The 16528-nt window shown below is 68.8% G+C and carries 10 protein-coding genes; 2 read left to right on the forward strand and 8 right to left on the reverse strand.

Annotation, left to right across the window (positions count from 1 at the left end):
* Positions 1–3: 3 nt before the first annotated feature.
* Genes glgB through glgA form a run of 4 tightly spaced genes read right to left on the reverse strand, consistent with a single transcriptional unit; the run spans position 4 to position 10415 of the window.
* Complete coding sequence (gene glgB, locus HG262_RS04500; RefSeq protein ID WP_211186952.1) at positions 4–2211, reverse strand: 1,4-alpha-glucan branching protein GlgB; 2208 nt, start codon at positions 2209–2211, stop codon at positions 4–6.
* Positions 2208–5579 carry a maltose alpha-D-glucosyltransferase gene (gene treS / locus HG262_RS04505; RefSeq protein WP_169269899.1) on the reverse strand — a complete coding sequence of 1124 codons (3372 nt, stop codon included), beginning with the start codon at positions 5577–5579 and terminating at the stop codon, positions 2208–2210. The genes glgB and treS overlap by 4 nt, the downstream gene beginning before the upstream one ends.
* Positions 5580–5600: 21 nt before the next feature.
* Positions 5601–8834, reverse strand: coding sequence for an alpha-1,4-glucan--maltose-1-phosphate maltosyltransferase (locus HG262_RS04510; RefSeq protein WP_169269900.1), 3234 nt, complete (start codon positions 8832–8834; stop codon positions 5601–5603).
* A 12-nt stretch (positions 8835–8846) separates the two neighbouring features.
* Positions 8847–10415 carry a glycogen synthase GlgA gene (gene glgA, locus HG262_RS04515; RefSeq protein WP_169269901.1) on the reverse strand — a complete coding sequence of 523 codons (1569 nt, stop codon included), beginning with the start codon at positions 10413–10415 and terminating at the stop codon, positions 8847–8849.
* A gap of 249 nt (positions 10416–10664) precedes the next feature.
* Between glgA and HG262_RS04520 the strand changes: the two genes are divergently transcribed.
* A complete protein-coding gene (locus HG262_RS04520; RefSeq protein WP_169269902.1) occupies positions 10665–12434 on the forward strand; it encodes a thiamine pyrophosphate-requiring protein in 1770 nt (589 codons plus the stop codon).
* Positions 12435–12516: 82 nt separating this feature from the next.
* Positions 12517–12915 carry a PRC-barrel domain-containing protein gene (locus HG262_RS04525; protein WP_169269903.1) on the forward strand — a complete coding sequence of 133 codons (399 nt, stop codon included), beginning with the start codon at positions 12517–12519 and terminating at the stop codon, positions 12913–12915.
* A gap of 31 nt (positions 12916–12946) precedes the next feature.
* Here the strand turns inward: HG262_RS04525 and HG262_RS04530 are convergent, their stop codons facing one another.
* The 4 genes from HG262_RS04530 to clsB form a co-directional block, all read right to left on the reverse strand.
* Complete coding sequence (locus HG262_RS04530) at positions 12947–13705, reverse strand: alpha/beta fold hydrolase (protein WP_169269904.1); 759 nt, start codon at positions 13703–13705, stop codon at positions 12947–12949.
* Positions 13692–14825 (reverse strand): DUF3182 family protein, encoded by a 1134-nt coding sequence (locus HG262_RS04535; protein ID WP_169269905.1) that lies wholly within the window; start codon positions 14823–14825, stop codon positions 13692–13694. Before HG262_RS04535 ends, HG262_RS04530 begins: the two co-directional genes overlap by 14 nt.
* 39 nt (positions 14826–14864) lie before the next feature.
* Positions 14865–15866 carry a lysylphosphatidylglycerol synthase domain-containing protein gene (locus HG262_RS04540; RefSeq protein ID WP_169269906.1) on the reverse strand — a complete coding sequence of 334 codons (1002 nt, stop codon included), beginning with the start codon at positions 15864–15866 and terminating at the stop codon, positions 14865–14867.
* On the reverse strand, positions 15863–16528 hold a 666-nt coding region (gene clsB, locus HG262_RS04545; protein WP_248293235.1), incomplete at its 5' end, for a cardiolipin synthase ClsB. The genes HG262_RS04540 and clsB, both read right to left, overlap by 4 nt.

Raw genomic sequence — 16528 nt, forward strand, 5'->3', positions numbered from 1 at the left:
GGGTTAGCCTTCCAGCGTGAAAAAGAGGGTGGACAGGGGCGGCAGCGTCAGGGCTAGCGATTGCGCATGGCCGTGCGAGGGCTCGGCCGCCGTCAGGGCGGCGCCCTGGTTGCCCTGGCCCGAGCCGCCGTAGCACCCGGCGTCGGTGTTCAGCGTTTCGGTCCATCGTCCTGCCATGGGCACACCCATCCGGTAGCCGTGGCGGGCAACGGGCGTGAAATTCGACACGGCCAGCACCAGGGATCCGCCGGCGTGCCGCAGGAACGCGGCCACGCTGTTGTCGGCGTCGTCCATCACCACCCACGCGAAGCCTGCCGGGTCGCTGTCAAGCTCGTGCAAGGCGGGCGTATCCCGATAAAGCCGGTTCAAGTCCGCGACCAGGCGCTGCACGCCCTTGTGGCCGGCGTCGTCCAGCAGGTTCCAGTCCAGCGAGGCGTCATGGTTCCATTCCGCCGGGCAGGCCAGTTCGCCGCCCATGAACAGCAGCTTCTTGCCCGGGTGCGCCCACATGAATCCCAGATAGGCGCGCAGGTTGGCCAGCTTGGCGGCACGGTCGCCCGGCATCTTGTTCAGCAGCGAACCCTTGCCGTGGACCACTTCGTCATGCGACAGGGGCAGGATGAAGCGCTCGGAATACGCGTATGCCATGCCGAACGTGATGTCGTGGTGATGGTGCTTGCGGTGCACCGGGTCTTCATGCAGGTAGCGCAGCGTGTCGTGCATCCAGCCCATGTTCCATTTGTAGTGGAAGCCCAGGCCGCCTTGCGCCACGGGCGCCGTCACGCCAGGCCAGGCGGTGGATTCCTCTGCCACGACGATGGCATCGGGGGCTTGCTCGCGCACCGTGTCGTTCAGCGCCTGGAGGAACGCGACGGCCTCCAGGTTTTCGCGCCCGCCGTGCCGGTTCGGAATCCATTCGCCGGGCTGGCGGCTGTAGTCGCGGTAGAGCATCGACGCCACGGCGTCCACGCGCAGGCCATCGATATGGAAGCGTTGCAGCCAGTGGATGGCGCTGGCGATCATGAAGGCTTTCACCTCGGTCCGGCCCAGGTTGTAGACAAGCGTGTTCCAGTCGGGGTGATAGCCTTCGCGGGGGTCCGCGTACTCATAGAGCGGCGTGCCGTCGAAACGCGCCAGGCCGTGCGCGTCATCGGGAAAATGCGCGGGTACCCAGTCCAGGATGACGCCGATGCCGGCGGCGTGGCAGCGGTCGATGAAGCGGGCGAAGGCGTCGGGCGGTCCAAAGCGCGCGGAAGGCGCGAACAGGCCCAGCGGCTGGTAGCCCCAGGAACCGCCGAACGGATATTCCATGATTGGCATCAATTCGACATGCGAGAACCCCATGGCGTGCGCGTAGGCGGGCAGCTTGTCGGCGAGCTGGTCCCAGACGCAGCGCGCGCCATCGGGCGCGAGCCAGGAGCCGGCGTGTACTTCGTAGATGGAAATGGGGGCTTGGCGGGCTTGGCGCCCGGCGCGGGATCGCATCCATGCGTCGTCCGTCCAGGGGTAGGGGGAAGGGTCGTCCACGACGGATGCCGTGGCAGGGGCCGCCTGGGCGCGGCGCGCCATGGGGTCGGCTTTCAGGGCAATGGCGCCGTCGGCGCCGGTGATCGCGAACTTGTAGCGGTCGCCGGCCGCGACCCCCGGGATGAACAGTTCCCAGACGCCGGCCGCGTGCCGCAAACGCATCGGGTGGCGGCGGCCGTCCCAGCTGTTGAAGTCGCCCACGACAGCGACCCGCCGCGCGTTGGGCGCCCAGACCGCGCAGCGCAGCCCGGCGATGCCGTCCATGTCGGTCAGCCTTGTTCCCAGCAGGTTCAGCGCGGCGCGCCAATCGCCGGCGGCCAGCGCGTCCAGGTCTTGGGCGGACAACACGGGGCCGAAGGCATAGGCATCGGGCGTGATCTGTTCCGCGCCCGGCCATTGGATCGCCAGCTGGTAGGAATCCGGCCGGCCCGGGCGGGCGTTCGGCGCGGCGCCAGCAAACAGCCCGTGCGCCTGTTCGTGCAGCGCCGCGCGCTGGCCATCGCTGGTGACGACCCACACGGCGGCCGCGCCGGGCGCCAGCGCGCGGACCACGCCGTCGTGGGGGCCTAGCACCGAGAACGGATCGGCATGCAGCCCGGCAGCCAGGGCGGCCAGCGTGTCGGCGTCCACCTGGCCAGCGGGCGTGGCGCGGGGGGGCGGCGTGGCGGTGGCGCGGGGGTTCATTGGGCGTGTTCCTCGTTGTTGATCGCGGCGGCCTGTAGCAGCTCTCGCGCCAGTTCGGTCAAGGCGCATAGCGGGATCGAGATCCAATCAGGACGATGCGCGGCTTCATAGCTGACTTCGTAGGCGGCTTTCTCCAGCAGCGCCAGCTTGAGCAGTGGGCCTTCCTGGGCCGCAGGTAGCGCAACGGCCGTGGTGGCGGCTTCGGCATAGCCCGCCAGGAAGGCCTCGGCGGCCCGTGAACCGAAGCGAGCCAGCAAGGCATCGCGCAGTTCCACGGGCGCGCCGTGCGCGGTGGCGGCGTCGGCAGGCCCGGCGTTGGCGTCGGTGGGTGCGCCGCCCAGCGGAGCGCCGCCCGGCGGGTCTCCACGTGCAATGGACGCAGCGGCGTAATCGAAGGAACGCAACATGCCGGCGACGTCCTTATAAGGGTTGGCCATCTGCCGGCGTGCTTGCAGGGACTGGATGGGTTCGCCCTCGAAATCGATCAGGTAGGCGTCCGTTTGCGCGACCAGCACCTGGCCAAGATGGAAATCGCCGTGCACGCGAATCAACGGCGCACCGGTCAGGGCCTGCGCCATGGCGCCGACCTGTTGCGCGAGGCGGGCGCGGTGTTCGAAGAACCACTCGGCGCAGGCGCGCGACGGCGCTTCCAGGGTGTCTTGCACGGCGTGCAGCGCGTCACCCGCGCGGTCCAGTTGGGCGATGATCCGGGCGGCGTGCGCGTCGGCGTCTTCCGCCGTGGCCGTGCGCGGGGTGAAAGCGGGGTCGGAAGACGGTTGCGCCAACGCGTTGTGCAATTCCGCCAGCCGGCGTCCGATCGTGGCCGCCATGACGGTATAGCCTTCCAGGCTGGCTTCAAATTCTTCCGGGCTGTCCCCGCCCAGCAGCGCGGCGCCCAGCGTGCGCTTGAGGTAGTCAAGTGTCCAGGTCCAGGCGTCGCCCTCATTGGTCACGAAAGCATGCAGCACGGCCAGCGTGTGCGCAACACCGTCGGCGTCCACGCGCTGCACTTCGCCCAGCAGGGCAGGGATGTTGGCATAGCCGGCACGGGTCAGATGGCGGGTCATTTCGACTTCCGCCGAGACCCCGGGCTGCACGTTGCGTATCAGCTTGAGGATCGCCTGCCCCCCCAGGATGACGGAACTGTTGGATTGTTCGCCGCTGATCCATTGCAGCGCGGGTTCGTCGCCGAGGGCCAGCGCGGCCAGGCCGGGTTCCGCCAGATAGCGGATGACGCCGGGTTTGTCGCCCGGCTTGCCGCTGTCGCGGCCGTCCAGCTCGCGGCCGGCGCGCAACGCCTCGATCACGCCCAGCACGAACCCCGGTTGCAGGAAGGCGTCGGCAAGCGTGCCGACTTCTGCCCCCCGGCGCACGCGCGCGATGGGGTATTGCACTTGCGCCGTTTCGTCCCAGACCAGCACGAAGGGGGCCTGCGCGCGCCAGCCGTCCACGCCGTCTTCAGGCTGGACTTCGGCCCAGTAGTACTCGCCGCTGGCGGCGGTGAATGGCGTGGCATAGGCGAGCCGGGCCCGGGCGGGCGCGTGCGTACCGGGGAACCAGCGTTGGCGGGCCAGGTATTCGGGCAGCACCTCGTTTTCCAGCGTGGCGCGCGAGGCGTCGGTCAACGCGGCGCCGCCGCGCGATTTCAACACCAACGTCGTCAGTTCGGGCATCTGCGCCGGGGCGCTGGCATGCCAACCAGGCGGGGCCGCGTCCGCGCTCAGATCCATCCAGTAAAAGCCGTAAGGCGGCAGCGTCAGCAGATAAGGCAATTCGCCGATGGCGGGGAACGGCGTGCCACCCAGCATTTCCACCGGCACCCGGCCATTGAAGGCCTGCAACGGCAGTTCCACGGGTTGCGCGGCGTTCGACAGGTTCGCCACGCACAGGATGATGGTGTCGTTCCATTGGCGCAGATAGGCCAGGATCTTGCGGTTTCCGGCCAGGATGAAGCGCAGCGTTCCGCGGCCGAACGCGTGCGTCTGGCGGCGCTGCGCCAACATGCGGCGCGTCCAGTTCAGCAGCGAATGCGGATCCCGCTGCTGGGCTTCCACGTTGACCGCCTCGTAGCCGTACAGCGGCCCCATCAGCACGGGCAGCGGCAGGCGCTCGGGATCTGCCCGTGAAAAGCCGCCGTTGCGGTCCGGCGACCATTGCATGGGGGTGCGCACGCCATCGCGGTCGCCTAGATGCACGTTGTCGCCCATGCCCAGTTCGTCGCCGTAGTACAGCACCGGCGTGCCGGGCATGGACAGCAGCAGGCTGTTCATCAGTTCGACGCGGCGGCGGTCACGCTCCAGCAACGGGGCCAGGCGGCGGCGGATGCCCAGGTTGATGCGCGCGCGCGGGTCGGCGGCGTATACGCTCCATAGGTAATCGCGTTCGCGGCTGGTCACCATTTCCAACGTCAGTTCGTCATGGTTGCGCAAGAAGATGGCCCATTGGCAGGTGGCGGGGATGTCGGGCGTCTGGCGGATGATGTCGGTGATGGGGAAACGGTCTTCCTGGGCGATCGCCATGTACATCCGCGGCATCAGCGGAAAATGGAACGACATGTGGCATTCGTCGCCCGCGCCGAAATACTCCTGGGCGTCTTCCGGCCATTGGTTGGCTTCCGCCAGCAGCAGGCGGCCGGGGTACTCGGCGTCGATCACCGCGCGTATCTGTTTCAGCACCTGGTGCGTTTCGGGCAGGTTCTCGTTGTTGGTGCCCTCGCGTTCCACCAGATACGGCACCGCGTCCAGCCGCAGCCCGTCCACCCCCATGTCCAGCCAGTGGCGCATGACGGACAGCACTTCCTTGAGCACCTGGGGGTTGTCGTAGTTCAGGTCGGGCTGATGCGAATAGAAGCGGTGCCAGAAATAGGCCTGCGCCTCCGGGTCCCACGTCCAGTTGGATTTTTCAGTGTCGCAGAAGATGATGCGGGTGCCGGCGTAGGCCTTGTCGTTGTCCGACCAGACGTAGAAATTGCGCGCCGCCGAGCCGGGGCGCGACGTGCGGGCGCGCTGGAACCACCGGTGCTGGTCCGAGGTATGGTTCACGACCAGTTCCGTGATCACGCGCAGGCCCCGGGCGTGGGCCTCGCGGATCAGCTTGCGCACGTCGGCCACGGTGCCGTAGTCGGGGTGCACGCCCCGGTAGTCGGCGATGTCGTAGCCGTCGTCGCGGCGGGGCGAGGGGTAGAAGGGCAACAGCCAGATCGTGTTCACGCCCAGGCTGGCGATGTAGTCCAGCTTCATGATCAGGCCGGGCACGTCTCCCACCCCATCGTCATTCGAGTCGAAGAACGACTTCACATGCAACTGGTAGATGACGGCGTCCTTGTACCAAAGGCCGTCGTCCTTGAGGGGCAGGGTTTCACTGATCATGTGCTTGGGCTCCGGGCGGCGTCAACCATGCAGGGACAAACGCCAGATGCGATAGGGTTGGTCGGGGGACAGCGCCACGGTGCGCGTCGCATCGCGCCAGGTGTCGCGGCTGTCCGTCAGCAGGTCTTCGGCCGTCAACTGCCCCGCGCCGGCCTCTGCCACGCCGGCGTCCGCGAACCGCCACAGCGGCGGTTCCAGATGCGCGGCCTGCGGATTGAACGGGTCCAGGCTGACCACCGCCAGCACCACGTTGCCCAGGCCGGGCGTAGCCTTCAAAAAGGCCAGCACTCGGTCATTGCCACTGGCGACGGCGGTCAGCCCGCGATGGGTCTGCAATGCGGGGTTGGCGCGGCGGATCTGGTTCAGGCGCGTGATCTCGGCGCGGATATTGCCCGGCTGGCGCCAGTCGCGCGGGCGCAGTTCGTACTTTTCGGAATCCAGATATTCCTCCTTGCCAGGCACGGCGGCGGACTCGCACAACTCGAATCCGCTATACATGCCCCACAGGCCGGCTCCCATCGCGGCCAGCGCCGCGCGGATGAGGAAGCCCGCGCGGCCTGACGTCTGCAGGAACAGCGGATTGATGTCCGGCGTGTTGACGAAGAAATGCGGGCGGAAGAAATCGGCCGGCGGCGGCCGCGAGATCTCTTCCAGATAGGCCTGCAATTCGGCCTTGTCGTTGCGCCACGTGAAGTAGGTGTAGGACTGCGTGAACCCCACCTTGGCCAGCCGGTACATCATCTTGGGCCGGGTGAACGCTTCGGACAGGAACAGCACGTCGGGGTGCTGGCCATGCACTTCGGCGATCAGCCATTGCCAGAATGGCAGCGGCTTGGTGTGCGGGTTGTCCACCCGGAAAATGCGCACCCCGTGCTCGACCCAGAACAACACCACGTCGCGCAGCGCGCGCCACAGCGCCAGCTTGCGGGCCCGGCGCGGCGGGGCGCCGTAGAACGAGACGTTGACGATGTCTTCATACTTCTTCGGCGGATTTTCGGCATAGCGCAGCGACCCGTCCGGGCGCCACGAGAACCAGTCGGGGTGCGCCTGCAGCCAGGGGTGGTCGGGCGAACACTGGATGGCGAAATCCAGCGCCAGCTCCATGCCGTGGCCTTCTGCCGCTTTCACCAGCCGCAGGAAGTCCGCGAGCGTGCCCAGCTTGGGGTCGATGGCGTCGTGGCCGCCTTCCGGCGCGCCGATGGCGTAGGGGCTGCCGACGTCGTCCGGGCCGGCGGTCAGGCTGTTGTTGGGTCCTTTCCGGTTGCGCAGCCCAATCGGGTGGATGGGCGGCATGTACAACACGTCGAAGCCCATTTCCTGGATGTCGGGCAGCCGCGCGATGACGTCGTCAAAGGTGCCGTGGCGGCCGGGTTCGGGCGACTGCGACCGTGGGAACAGCTCATACCACGCACCGTGGGCGGCTTGCGGCCGGTCGACCCAGACCGGATACCGCGTGGCGGTCACGGATTCAAAGGGATGCGCGTCCATGTCGCGCATGGCATGCGCCAGGCTGGCATCCAGCAGCAGGGCGACCTGCTCGTCCGTCGGCGCGGCATCGGCGGGCACGTCGGGCAGCGCCTTCAGCACGCGCGTAATCTCTGCCAAGCTGTCGTTCCGATTCGCGTGGCGGCCGGCGCGCTTGTCGGCCTCGCGCAGCAACTGCACGCCCTCCGCGATTTCCAGACCCCGCGCGCGTCCTGCGCGGTGCTTGACCTCCAGATCGTGGCGGTAGGTCTGCCAGACGTCGAACCACGCGGCGACCTGAAACTCGTGCGGGCCGATGCGGCGTGGCCGAAAACTGGCTTGCCAGCGGTCATTGGCAAGCAATTGAAGGGGAACGCGGCGCCAGTCCGGCTCGTCGGCCGCGCGCCAGCGCAGTTCGGCGGCGATGCGGTCGTGGCCGTCCATCACCAGGTCCGCCTGGACGGTGACGCGTTCGTGCACCACGCATTTGACTGGGTGCGCGCCGTCATCCACGGCCGGCGAGACGCTTTCGATGGCGATGCGCAAGCCGGCGCCGCCTTCGGTACGGGGGCCGGGATGCCGGGAGGCTTCGCGGACGGGCGGCATGGGCGTGACCGACATCACGGCGCAGCCGGCGGGAGGCAGTGCATCGCCCTCCAGCATGGGCGTTTCGGCGTCCCGATGCGGCACGATATCGCCGGGTGGCAGACTGGACGCCACGGCATCCCAATCGACCCGCGCCCGCGCCGCATCGGCGGGATTCAAGGCAAGGATCGCCGTTGCGCCCTCCGCGGCGCCGCGCAACACCAGCGTCGCACGGCCGTCGCGGCCGCCCAGCACATGGGGCGGCCCCGTCAGGGGCGGCTGCGCGGCGAGCCAATCGTTGATGTCCCGCGCCGGACCGGGCGGGTCGACGTCCGCTTCGTCGGCCAGCCAGCCGTTGGCGGTGAAGGCGGCCGCCCAGGCGCGGCGATGGTCGGCGGGCGTCCTGGTGTCCAACGCCATGCGGTCCAACGGTGACACGCTGGCCAGGACCGATGCCACTTTTTCCAGCCGCGCGGCCTCTTCGGCCAACCAGCCGGACTTGTAGTCCCACCAGGCCAGGGACGAAAACACGCCGTGGAAACCGGCGTCGCGCAAGGCCTCCAATTGCGGTGGAGTCATGCCGGGGGTCCAGGCCACGGCGGAGGGGCGGCAGGCATGCCGCGCAAGCGGCGCCAGCAATTCCTGCCAGGCACGGGCGGGCAGGCACTGCGGCGCGTCGAACAGGAAGCCGGAGACGCCGGCGTCGGCCCAGCGCGACAGCCGCGCGCTCCAGGACGCCGCGAAACCCGCGGGCGGGCCGTCATTCAGCGCCATCAGGCCCCAGTCGCCGACGGGCAGGCGGGGATCGCGCGCCGGATCTTCCGGGTGTGCGCGGTACCAGCCCGGCGGCGCGGTGGCGGGACTGGCGTCCACCGACACGCGGTCGAACGTCACACGGACCCACAAGGCCAGCTCATGATCGGCCGCTGCCTGCGCCAACCGCGACAAGCTGTCCGTGATTGGTTCTGTCCGATCCGCCGCAGGGCTCCGGTCGGCGTCGACGGGCGCCAGGGAATGGGCGCCTGCGGGGCGCAGCCAGGGGGCCGGGATCAGCACGGCGTTGAATCCTGCCTGGCGGATCCGGGTCAACCGGGCGTCCCGCAAGGCGCCGTCTGCCGTGGGCCCGCCGTCCGGGAACCCCTGCGGCGCATGGCAGATGCGCAACGGGGCAGAGGGGGCCAGGGCTAGGCGGGCGGTGGCAGCCATGCGTATCCGCCTTTAAAGCGGCATCGGCATGGAGCCGCGTGCCTGCCGAGTCCGCCGGTGTCCCGCGTGGGGCGTCGGGGCCGGCGCGGACGCCGGGGCGGCGGCTTCGACGGCGCAATCGCCTGCCAGCGTGTGGATCAGATGTTCATACGGACCGACGGCGCGCTGCCAGCTGAAATCCCGGGTCATCGCATTGCGCTGCATCGCCCGCCACAGGGTCGGGTGACGGCGCAGGTGCATCGCCCGCGTCAGCGCGTCGGCCATGGCATCCGGGCTGTCGCCGTCGAACAGCAGGCCGTTGGCGAACGCCATCGCGGTCAGCGGCGCGTCCGCACCCGGGTCTTCGATCGTGTCGGCCATGCCGCCCACGCGGGACCCGACAGGGACCGTGCCGTAGCGCATGGCGTACAGCGGGGTCAGCCCGAAGGGCTCGAAGCGGCTGCCATGAAGCAGGATGTCGCCGCCCGCATGCAGCCGGTGCGCGCCGGTCTCGTTGTAGCCGATGCGAGTCGCGCAACGTGTGGGGTAGCGCGCAGCCAACGACTTCAGCTCGCCTTCCAGGCGACGGTCGCCCTGGCCCAGGATGGCGACCTGCATTTCCGGATGCGCGTCCAGCACGCGGGGCAGGGCGTCGGCGGCGACATCCGCCATTTTCTGTTCGGTCAGGCGGCTGCCCAGCACGACCAGCGTGGCCTGCGCATCCGGCGGCAGATTGAATTCGCGCTGCAGCACCGTCTTGCACAAACGCTTGTTCGCGAGATCGCCGGCGTGATAGCGCAACGGCCCAAGTTGCGGATCGCGCGAGGGGTCCCAGAGCGTGGTGTCGATGCCGTTGGGGATCGCCATCAGGTCGGCTGCGCGCTCGCGCAGCAAGCCGTCCAGGCCGCAGCCGAAGGCGGGGGTCAGGATTTCGCGGGCATAGGTACGGCTGACGGTCGTCACGCGGTCGGCGTGGCGGATCCCTGCCTTCATGAAGTTGAGCTTGTCCCAGGCCACCATGGCGTCTTCGCCCCGGCAGGCGGGAGGAATACCCAGCGCCGCGGCGTCCTCGAGCGGGAATTGGCCCTGGAAGGCCAAATTGTGGATGGTCAGCACGCTTTTCACGTCGTCGATGCCGGCTTCGCGCAGCAGCATCGGGGCCAGGGCCGCATGCCAGTCATGCGCATGCAATATCGTGGGCCGGGGCAGGCCGGGCAGTCCGCGCGCGATCCGCACCGCGGCATGGCACAAGGCGGCGTAACGCACGCCGTTGTCCGCGTGCTCCTGGCCACCGTCGTCCATGTACAGGCCGGCGCGGTCGTAGAGCGCGTCGTTCTCCAGCAGCAGGAAGGACAGCTCGGATACCGGGCACACGCCCGACAGCAGGCGCGCGTCGCCGCCCGGCAGGTCTTCCAGCCTTGCCGCTTCGCGCTGCCCGTCCAGGCGGGCGGCCACGCCGCGGTAGGCGGGCAGCAGGATGGTGGTGGCGATGCCGCGTTCGGACAGCGCCCGCGCCATGCCCGTGATGGCGTCCCCCAGCCCGCCGGTCTTGGCAAGGGGGAATGCTTCGGCAGCCACTATGAGTATTGTCGTCGTCGCCATGCTTGTTGCTCCGGGGAGGTCGGAGGGCCGCTGAAAAAGGGGGCCCGATTCCGTAAGCCTTTCTATGCGCAAGAGGCGTTCCCACGCCGTCGCCATGGCACGGCGGCCTCCGGATTGGGCAGGCCGGGTGTCGTTGTTGCTGGCGTTTGTAAATCTGGGAGCAGTGCACCATTGCGGGTAAGCGTCGCCGGCCGGGCATGGCGATTGCGGCGCCCCCAGGTTCACAAGACCCTGGAAAGGAGCGCCAACTTGAAAACGGTTTCCGATTTTGTGCTCGCCCGGCTGGGCGAATGGGGCGTGCAGCGCGTGTTCGGCTATCCCGGGGACGGGATCAACGGGCTGATCGGCGCGTTCGGGAGAAACCAGGAATTGGAATTCGTCCAGACCCGCCACGAGGAGGGCGCGGCGTTCATGGCCTGTGCCCACGCCAAGTTTACCGGCCAGGTCGGCGTGTGCCTGGCGACGTCCGGCCCCGGAGCCATCCACCTGCTCAACGGCCTGTACGACGCAAAGCTGGATCATCAGCCCGTGGTGGCGATCGTGGGCCAGCAGGCGCGCAGTGCGCTGGGCGGCGATTATCAGCAGGAAGTGGACCTTGCCAACCTGTTCAAGGACGTGGCGCACGATTTCGTGCATATGGTGACCTCGCCCTTGCAGGTGCGCCACATGGTGGACCGCGCCATGCGCATCGCGATGGAGCGGCGCGGGGTGGCCTGCCTGATCTTTCCTAACGACGTGCAGGACCTGGAGGCGGTGGAGGCGCCGCCCCGCGAACATGGCACGGTGCACACGGGCATCGGCCTGACGTCGCACGCCGCCGTCCCGCCCGAGGCGGCGCTGGACAACGCGGCCGCGATCCTGAATCGCGGCGAACGCGTGGCGATGCTGGTGGGCGCGGGCGCACTCGAGGCCGGCGACGCGGTGAAGGCGGTGGCGCAGCGGCTGGGCGCAGGAGTGGCCAAGGCCTTGTTGGGCAAGGCCGTGGTGCCGGACGAGCTGCCCTACGTGACGGGCGCCATCGGCCTGCTAGGCACGCAGCCCAGCTGGGAAATGATGAACGAGTGCGACACGCTTCTGATGGTGGGAACGTCGTTTCCCTATGCCGAATTCCTGCCCAGGGAAGGGCAGGCCAGGGCGGTGCAGATCGACGTCGACGGGCGCATGCTCAGCCTGCGGTATCCGGTGGAAGCCGGCCTGGTAGGCGACGCGCGGTTGACCTTGCAGGCGTTGCTGCCGCGGCTGGAGGCCAAGGCATCGGACCGTTGGCGCAAGGGGATCGAAAAGCGCGTGGCGCGCTGGCGCGAGACGGTCGCGGCCCGCGCCATGGTCCAGGCCAACGGCATCAACCCCCAGCGCCCGTTCGTGGAGCTGTCGCGGCGCTTGCCGCCGCAATGCATCGTCACATGCGATTCGGGGTCGGCGGCCAACTGGTACGCGCGTGACGTGCAATTGCGTGACGGCATGATGGGGTCCGTGTCGGGTGGCCTGGCCAGCATGGGCTGCGGCGTGCCCTACGCGCTGGCGGCCAAGCTGGCGCACCCGGGCCGTCCGGTGGTCGCGCTGGTGGGCGACGGCGCGATGCAGATGCTGGGCATCAATGAACTGATCACCATCGCGCACCGCTGGAAGGATTGGGCCAACCCCACCCTGGTGGTGCTGGTGCTGAACAACGGCGATCTGAACCTGGTGACGTGGGAGCAGCGCGTCATGGGCGGCGATCCCCGGTTTGGCGATTCGCAGTGGCTGCCGCCGTTCTCGTATGCGGACTACGGCCGCATGCTGGGCCTGGAGGGCATCCGGGTGACCGGGCCGGACGAGGTCGGCCCCGCGTGGGACCGCGCACTGGCCGCCGGGCGGCCGACGGTGCTGGAAATGGTCACCGACCCCGAAGTGCCGCCGATGCCGCCGCATATCTCGCTCAAGCAGTTCGGCGCCTACATGGCGGCCTTGCGCAAGGAGGACGGGGCTATAGGCGCCGCGGCGCTGCGCGCCACGATCAAGCAATGGTGGGCAGGCTGACGCGCTTGTGGCACGGCGCTTGCGGAGGAAAGGATTCCTACCACCACAACGCGGGGCGCACGCCCGGCAAAGGAGATAGACCATGGAAAATCAAACCAACATCGTGGGCGGCCCCAAGAGCAGCCCGGGCGGCCCGGGACCGCAAGTCATGGCGGCGGACACGCTGGAAGGCAATGACGTGTACAACTCGGCGGGCGAGGAGCTAGGGTCGATCAAGGACATCATGATCGATGTGCCACGCGGCCGCGTGGCCTATGCGGTGCTGTCGCGCGGCGGCGTGCTGGGCATCGGCGACAAGCTGTTCGCGATCCCGTGGGGCGCGTTGACGCTGGACACGGACCGCAAGTGTTTCATCCTGAACGTCGATAAGGAAACGCTGAAGAACGCGCCGGGCTTCGACAAGGACAATTGGCCCAGCATGGCGGACGAGACGTGGGCGCGCAGCCTGCATACGTATTACAAGCAAGACATTTATTGGTAGGCGGCGCCCGGGCCGCACGGCCCGGACCGCTTCAGGGCGCCGGCCGCGGGTCTCCCATCCGCGCGCCGGTCACCATTTCGGTCACCCAGTTCACCAGGATCGACGTGTAGGCCCGTTGCGCGGTCTTTTCTGTCAGGGCGTGGTCGGCGCCGTCGATGATCCGGTGGGTCAGCGAGTGCGAACGCCGGAACGCGGAGCGGTAGCTCATGATGGTGGAATGCGGGATGAACGTGTCGTGCTCGGCCTCCACGATCAGCACGTCGCCGGAAAAATCTGCGCACGCCTTCAACGCGCGGTTCGATTCGGGCGGCACGTAGCTATTGCGGTAGGCGCGCAGCGTGTCGCGGTTCAGCTGGTTCTTGGGCAACAGCCATTCGTCGTCCAGATACAGGGCCGGCACATGCAGCGCCAGCCAGCGCACGCGCCGCAGGCCACTCAGCAAGGCGGCCAGATAGCCGCCATAGCTGCTGCCCACCACTGCGACGGAGCCCGAATCCAGCGACGGATGGGCGGCCAGGCGGTCGTAGGCGGCCACCGCGTCGCGCAGGTTGTCTTCGCGGGTGACCTGCAGCTGCTGCTGGCGGGTGGCGGCGTGGCCGCGCAGGTCAAAGGTCAGGCACACGCATCCCAGCGCGGCAATCCCCTTGGCGCGCGACAGGTCGAATTCCTGGCTGCCGCCCCATCCATGGATGAACAGCACGCCCGGCACCTTGTCTTCGGGCGTGAGGAACGTGCCGTCCAGCGTCTGGCCGTCGACCGACAGCGCGATGGGATCGCTATGCGCCGCCATCGGCATCCTCCAGTACGCCGCCCGACTTGCTGATGTGGCCTACGGCCGAGTCCTCGCCATGGAAGACCAGATGCTGCGGGATCGGCTTCGGGGCATCGCGACCATAGCGTTCGCGGGTGGCGGCGCGCACCGACGCCATGGACGGCGAGAGCGCGAATGCCTGCATGGCGGACAGTTCCGCCAGGCTGGCGCCGCCTGCCCGCCAGGATTGCTCCAGAACGCCGGCGCGGTCTTGCCCGGACGCGTTGCGCCCGAACGCGACGTCGTAATTGCGGCGCGACGCGAAAAGCTGCGGGTAGGCGGTGGACACCGCCGTGTCGTAGCGGCAGGCCATGTCCACCGCCTGGCGTTCCCTGGGGTCAAGCTCCAAGGCGCGCAAGGCGTCGAACCCGCCCCGCGCCAGCCGCAGTTCCGAGCCACCGTAGACCGGAATGCCCGCGTTGTCGGGGGTCAGCGATTGCGTGCCGACGTAAGAGATTTCCATCTTGCCCACCCGCGCCCAACCGACGCTGTAGGTGGCGACGTCTTCCAGGTCTTCCTCCAGCACGAGCCCCAGCCTGCGCATGGCCGCGGCGGACTGGTCCGCCAATGCCGTGCGCAGCTCGGCGGCGTTGCGCACGACCACCTGGCCGCGGCCGGCGGTGGCCTCCGGCGGCTTGATGCGCAGCCGGCCGTGCTTGAGCAGGCGCATGCCGGCGGTCTCGGCGTCCTGCGGCGTGAAGGCGGTGTAGCCCGTCAGCACGACGTCGCGCAACGCGTCGGCCAAATCCGCGACCCACGCTTTCGGGGCCGTGGCGCGCAGGTCCGGCAGCCCGTGCGTGATGGCCTTTCCCGCAACGAAGGAATGCGGCGCGACGCCCCCATACAGGTCCGCGGCGCGGGTGATGCCCAGCCGCGCGGCACGCACCACACCGATCAATGTGCGGTCGGGCACGTAGTAGGGCGGCGGCTCGTCCCGATGCCGGCTGGGGCGGTAATCCGGCTTGAAGCGCCGTCCCAGCAAGGCGGCCAGGCGCGAGGCCAGGGCTTCCTGGGACGCGATCTCATGTTCCGACGCGTTGGCGCGGCGCGGGTAGGCGACCACCAGGTCGGATTCGGCGGGGGGCGGCTTTTTTTTCATGGCCCCGACAGCAGCAAGCGCCGTGCCCGGCGGCCCCTGCTATAGCGACGCTTTTTCCTGCCCGGGCAAGTGTGGATGCGCATGGCGCTTGCGCCACGCGATGGCGGCTTCCATCAAGGGGAACGCGGCCAACGCCAGGCACAGGGGCGCCAAGGCGTAACAGGCCCGGTACGCCAGGGCCGCACCCAAGACTTCCGAGTACGGCAGCCGCGGCGCCAGCACGGCGACGAAGATCGCCTCGGTCGTGCCCAGGCCGCCAGGCACGCGTGTCAGCACCGCGGCGAAGCTGGCGCAGAGCAGGATGCCCAGCACGACGGGATAGGGCGCCTTGCCTTGCAGCAGCACATAAGCGACCGCGCCCATGAACATCCACGACATCCCGGCGAACAGGCATTGCAGCGCTGCCATGCGTACCCGGGGCAACGTGACACGCTGCCCGATCCAGGTGACCGAACGTCGGCGCGCGCGGGCGCAGGCCCATACATAGGCGGCGCCTGCCACCAGCATGGCGGCGCCGATGAGCCGAAGCACGCCGCTGCCCACGTCCCAGCCCTGGGGGACGGGAATGACGCCGCTGACGAACACTGCGCCGGCCACCCAGGCGTAGCCGATCCAGTTGGACGCGGCCGCGAACAGGGCAACGCGGGTGGCCACCGCCTTGCGACAACCCAGCCGCGCATACAGGCGCAGGCGCGCGCCCAGGCCACCTACCAGCACGCCCAGGCTCAGGTTCAGCGCATAGCTCACCAACGCCACGCCCAGCACGGCAGGCGCCCGCAGCTTGTGGCCGGTGTAACGGCGGCCCAGCAAGTCCAGCGTGCCATAGCTCAGGTAGCCCAGCACGGTCAGGCCGCCGGCCAGCAAGAGGGCGTCACGGGGAATGCGGCGCATGGCTTGCCACACCTGCGGCCAATCGACTGAACGTCCGAAATAGAACAGCAGCCCCGCGACGACGGCCAGGATCAGCCAGGGCAGCACCTTCTTGATGCGCGGCCAGCGGTGGCGCAGCGACCGCATCAGGTTCGTGCGGAATACCCTCATGCTGCCTCGCCTTCGCCTGACGCGGCGGGTTTGATGGTTTGCAGCTTGGGCTTGTGGGCGGGCAGCGCGCCCGCCCAGGCCGGAAAGCGCCGCAGGAAGTGGAACACCACCACGCCCACCCAGAATCGCCGCAGTGTGCGCGTGGGCCGGGGGCTTTTCGGCACCGGCTTGCAGTCCTGCTCGATCAGGCGGTCCAGGCTGTCGCGCAGCGCTCGGTTGAGCGACGTGTCGCGGGCCACCACGTTCGCCTCCAGGTTCAGCGCCAGACTCAAGGGGTCGAGGTTGCTGGAGCCCACGGTGCACCAGTCGTCGTCCACGCAAGCCACCTTGCCGTGCAGCGGCCGCTTGCAGTATTCGAATATCTCGACGCCCGCGCTCATCAGATGGTCGTACAGCATGGAGGCGGCCAGCCGCGCCACCAGCACGTCGGGTTCGCCTTGCAGCAGCAGGCGCACCCGCACGCCCCGGCGCGCGGCGTTGACCAGGTCGCGCAGCAGGCGGTAGCCAGGGAAGAAATAGGCGTTGGCGATCAACACGTCGTGCCTGGCCGATCGCAGGCCGGCCCGGTAATAGCGTTCAATGTCGGTGGTATGGCCCAGGTTGTCGCGCACGACCAGCCGCCCCCCGCCGTCGCCGCCGGGCACCGAGGCGGCGGGCGGGCG

It is taken from the genome of Achromobacter sp. Bel, from assembly GCF_012928505.1.
Taxonomy (GTDB): domain Bacteria; phylum Pseudomonadota; class Gammaproteobacteria; order Burkholderiales; family Burkholderiaceae_B; genus Achromobacter.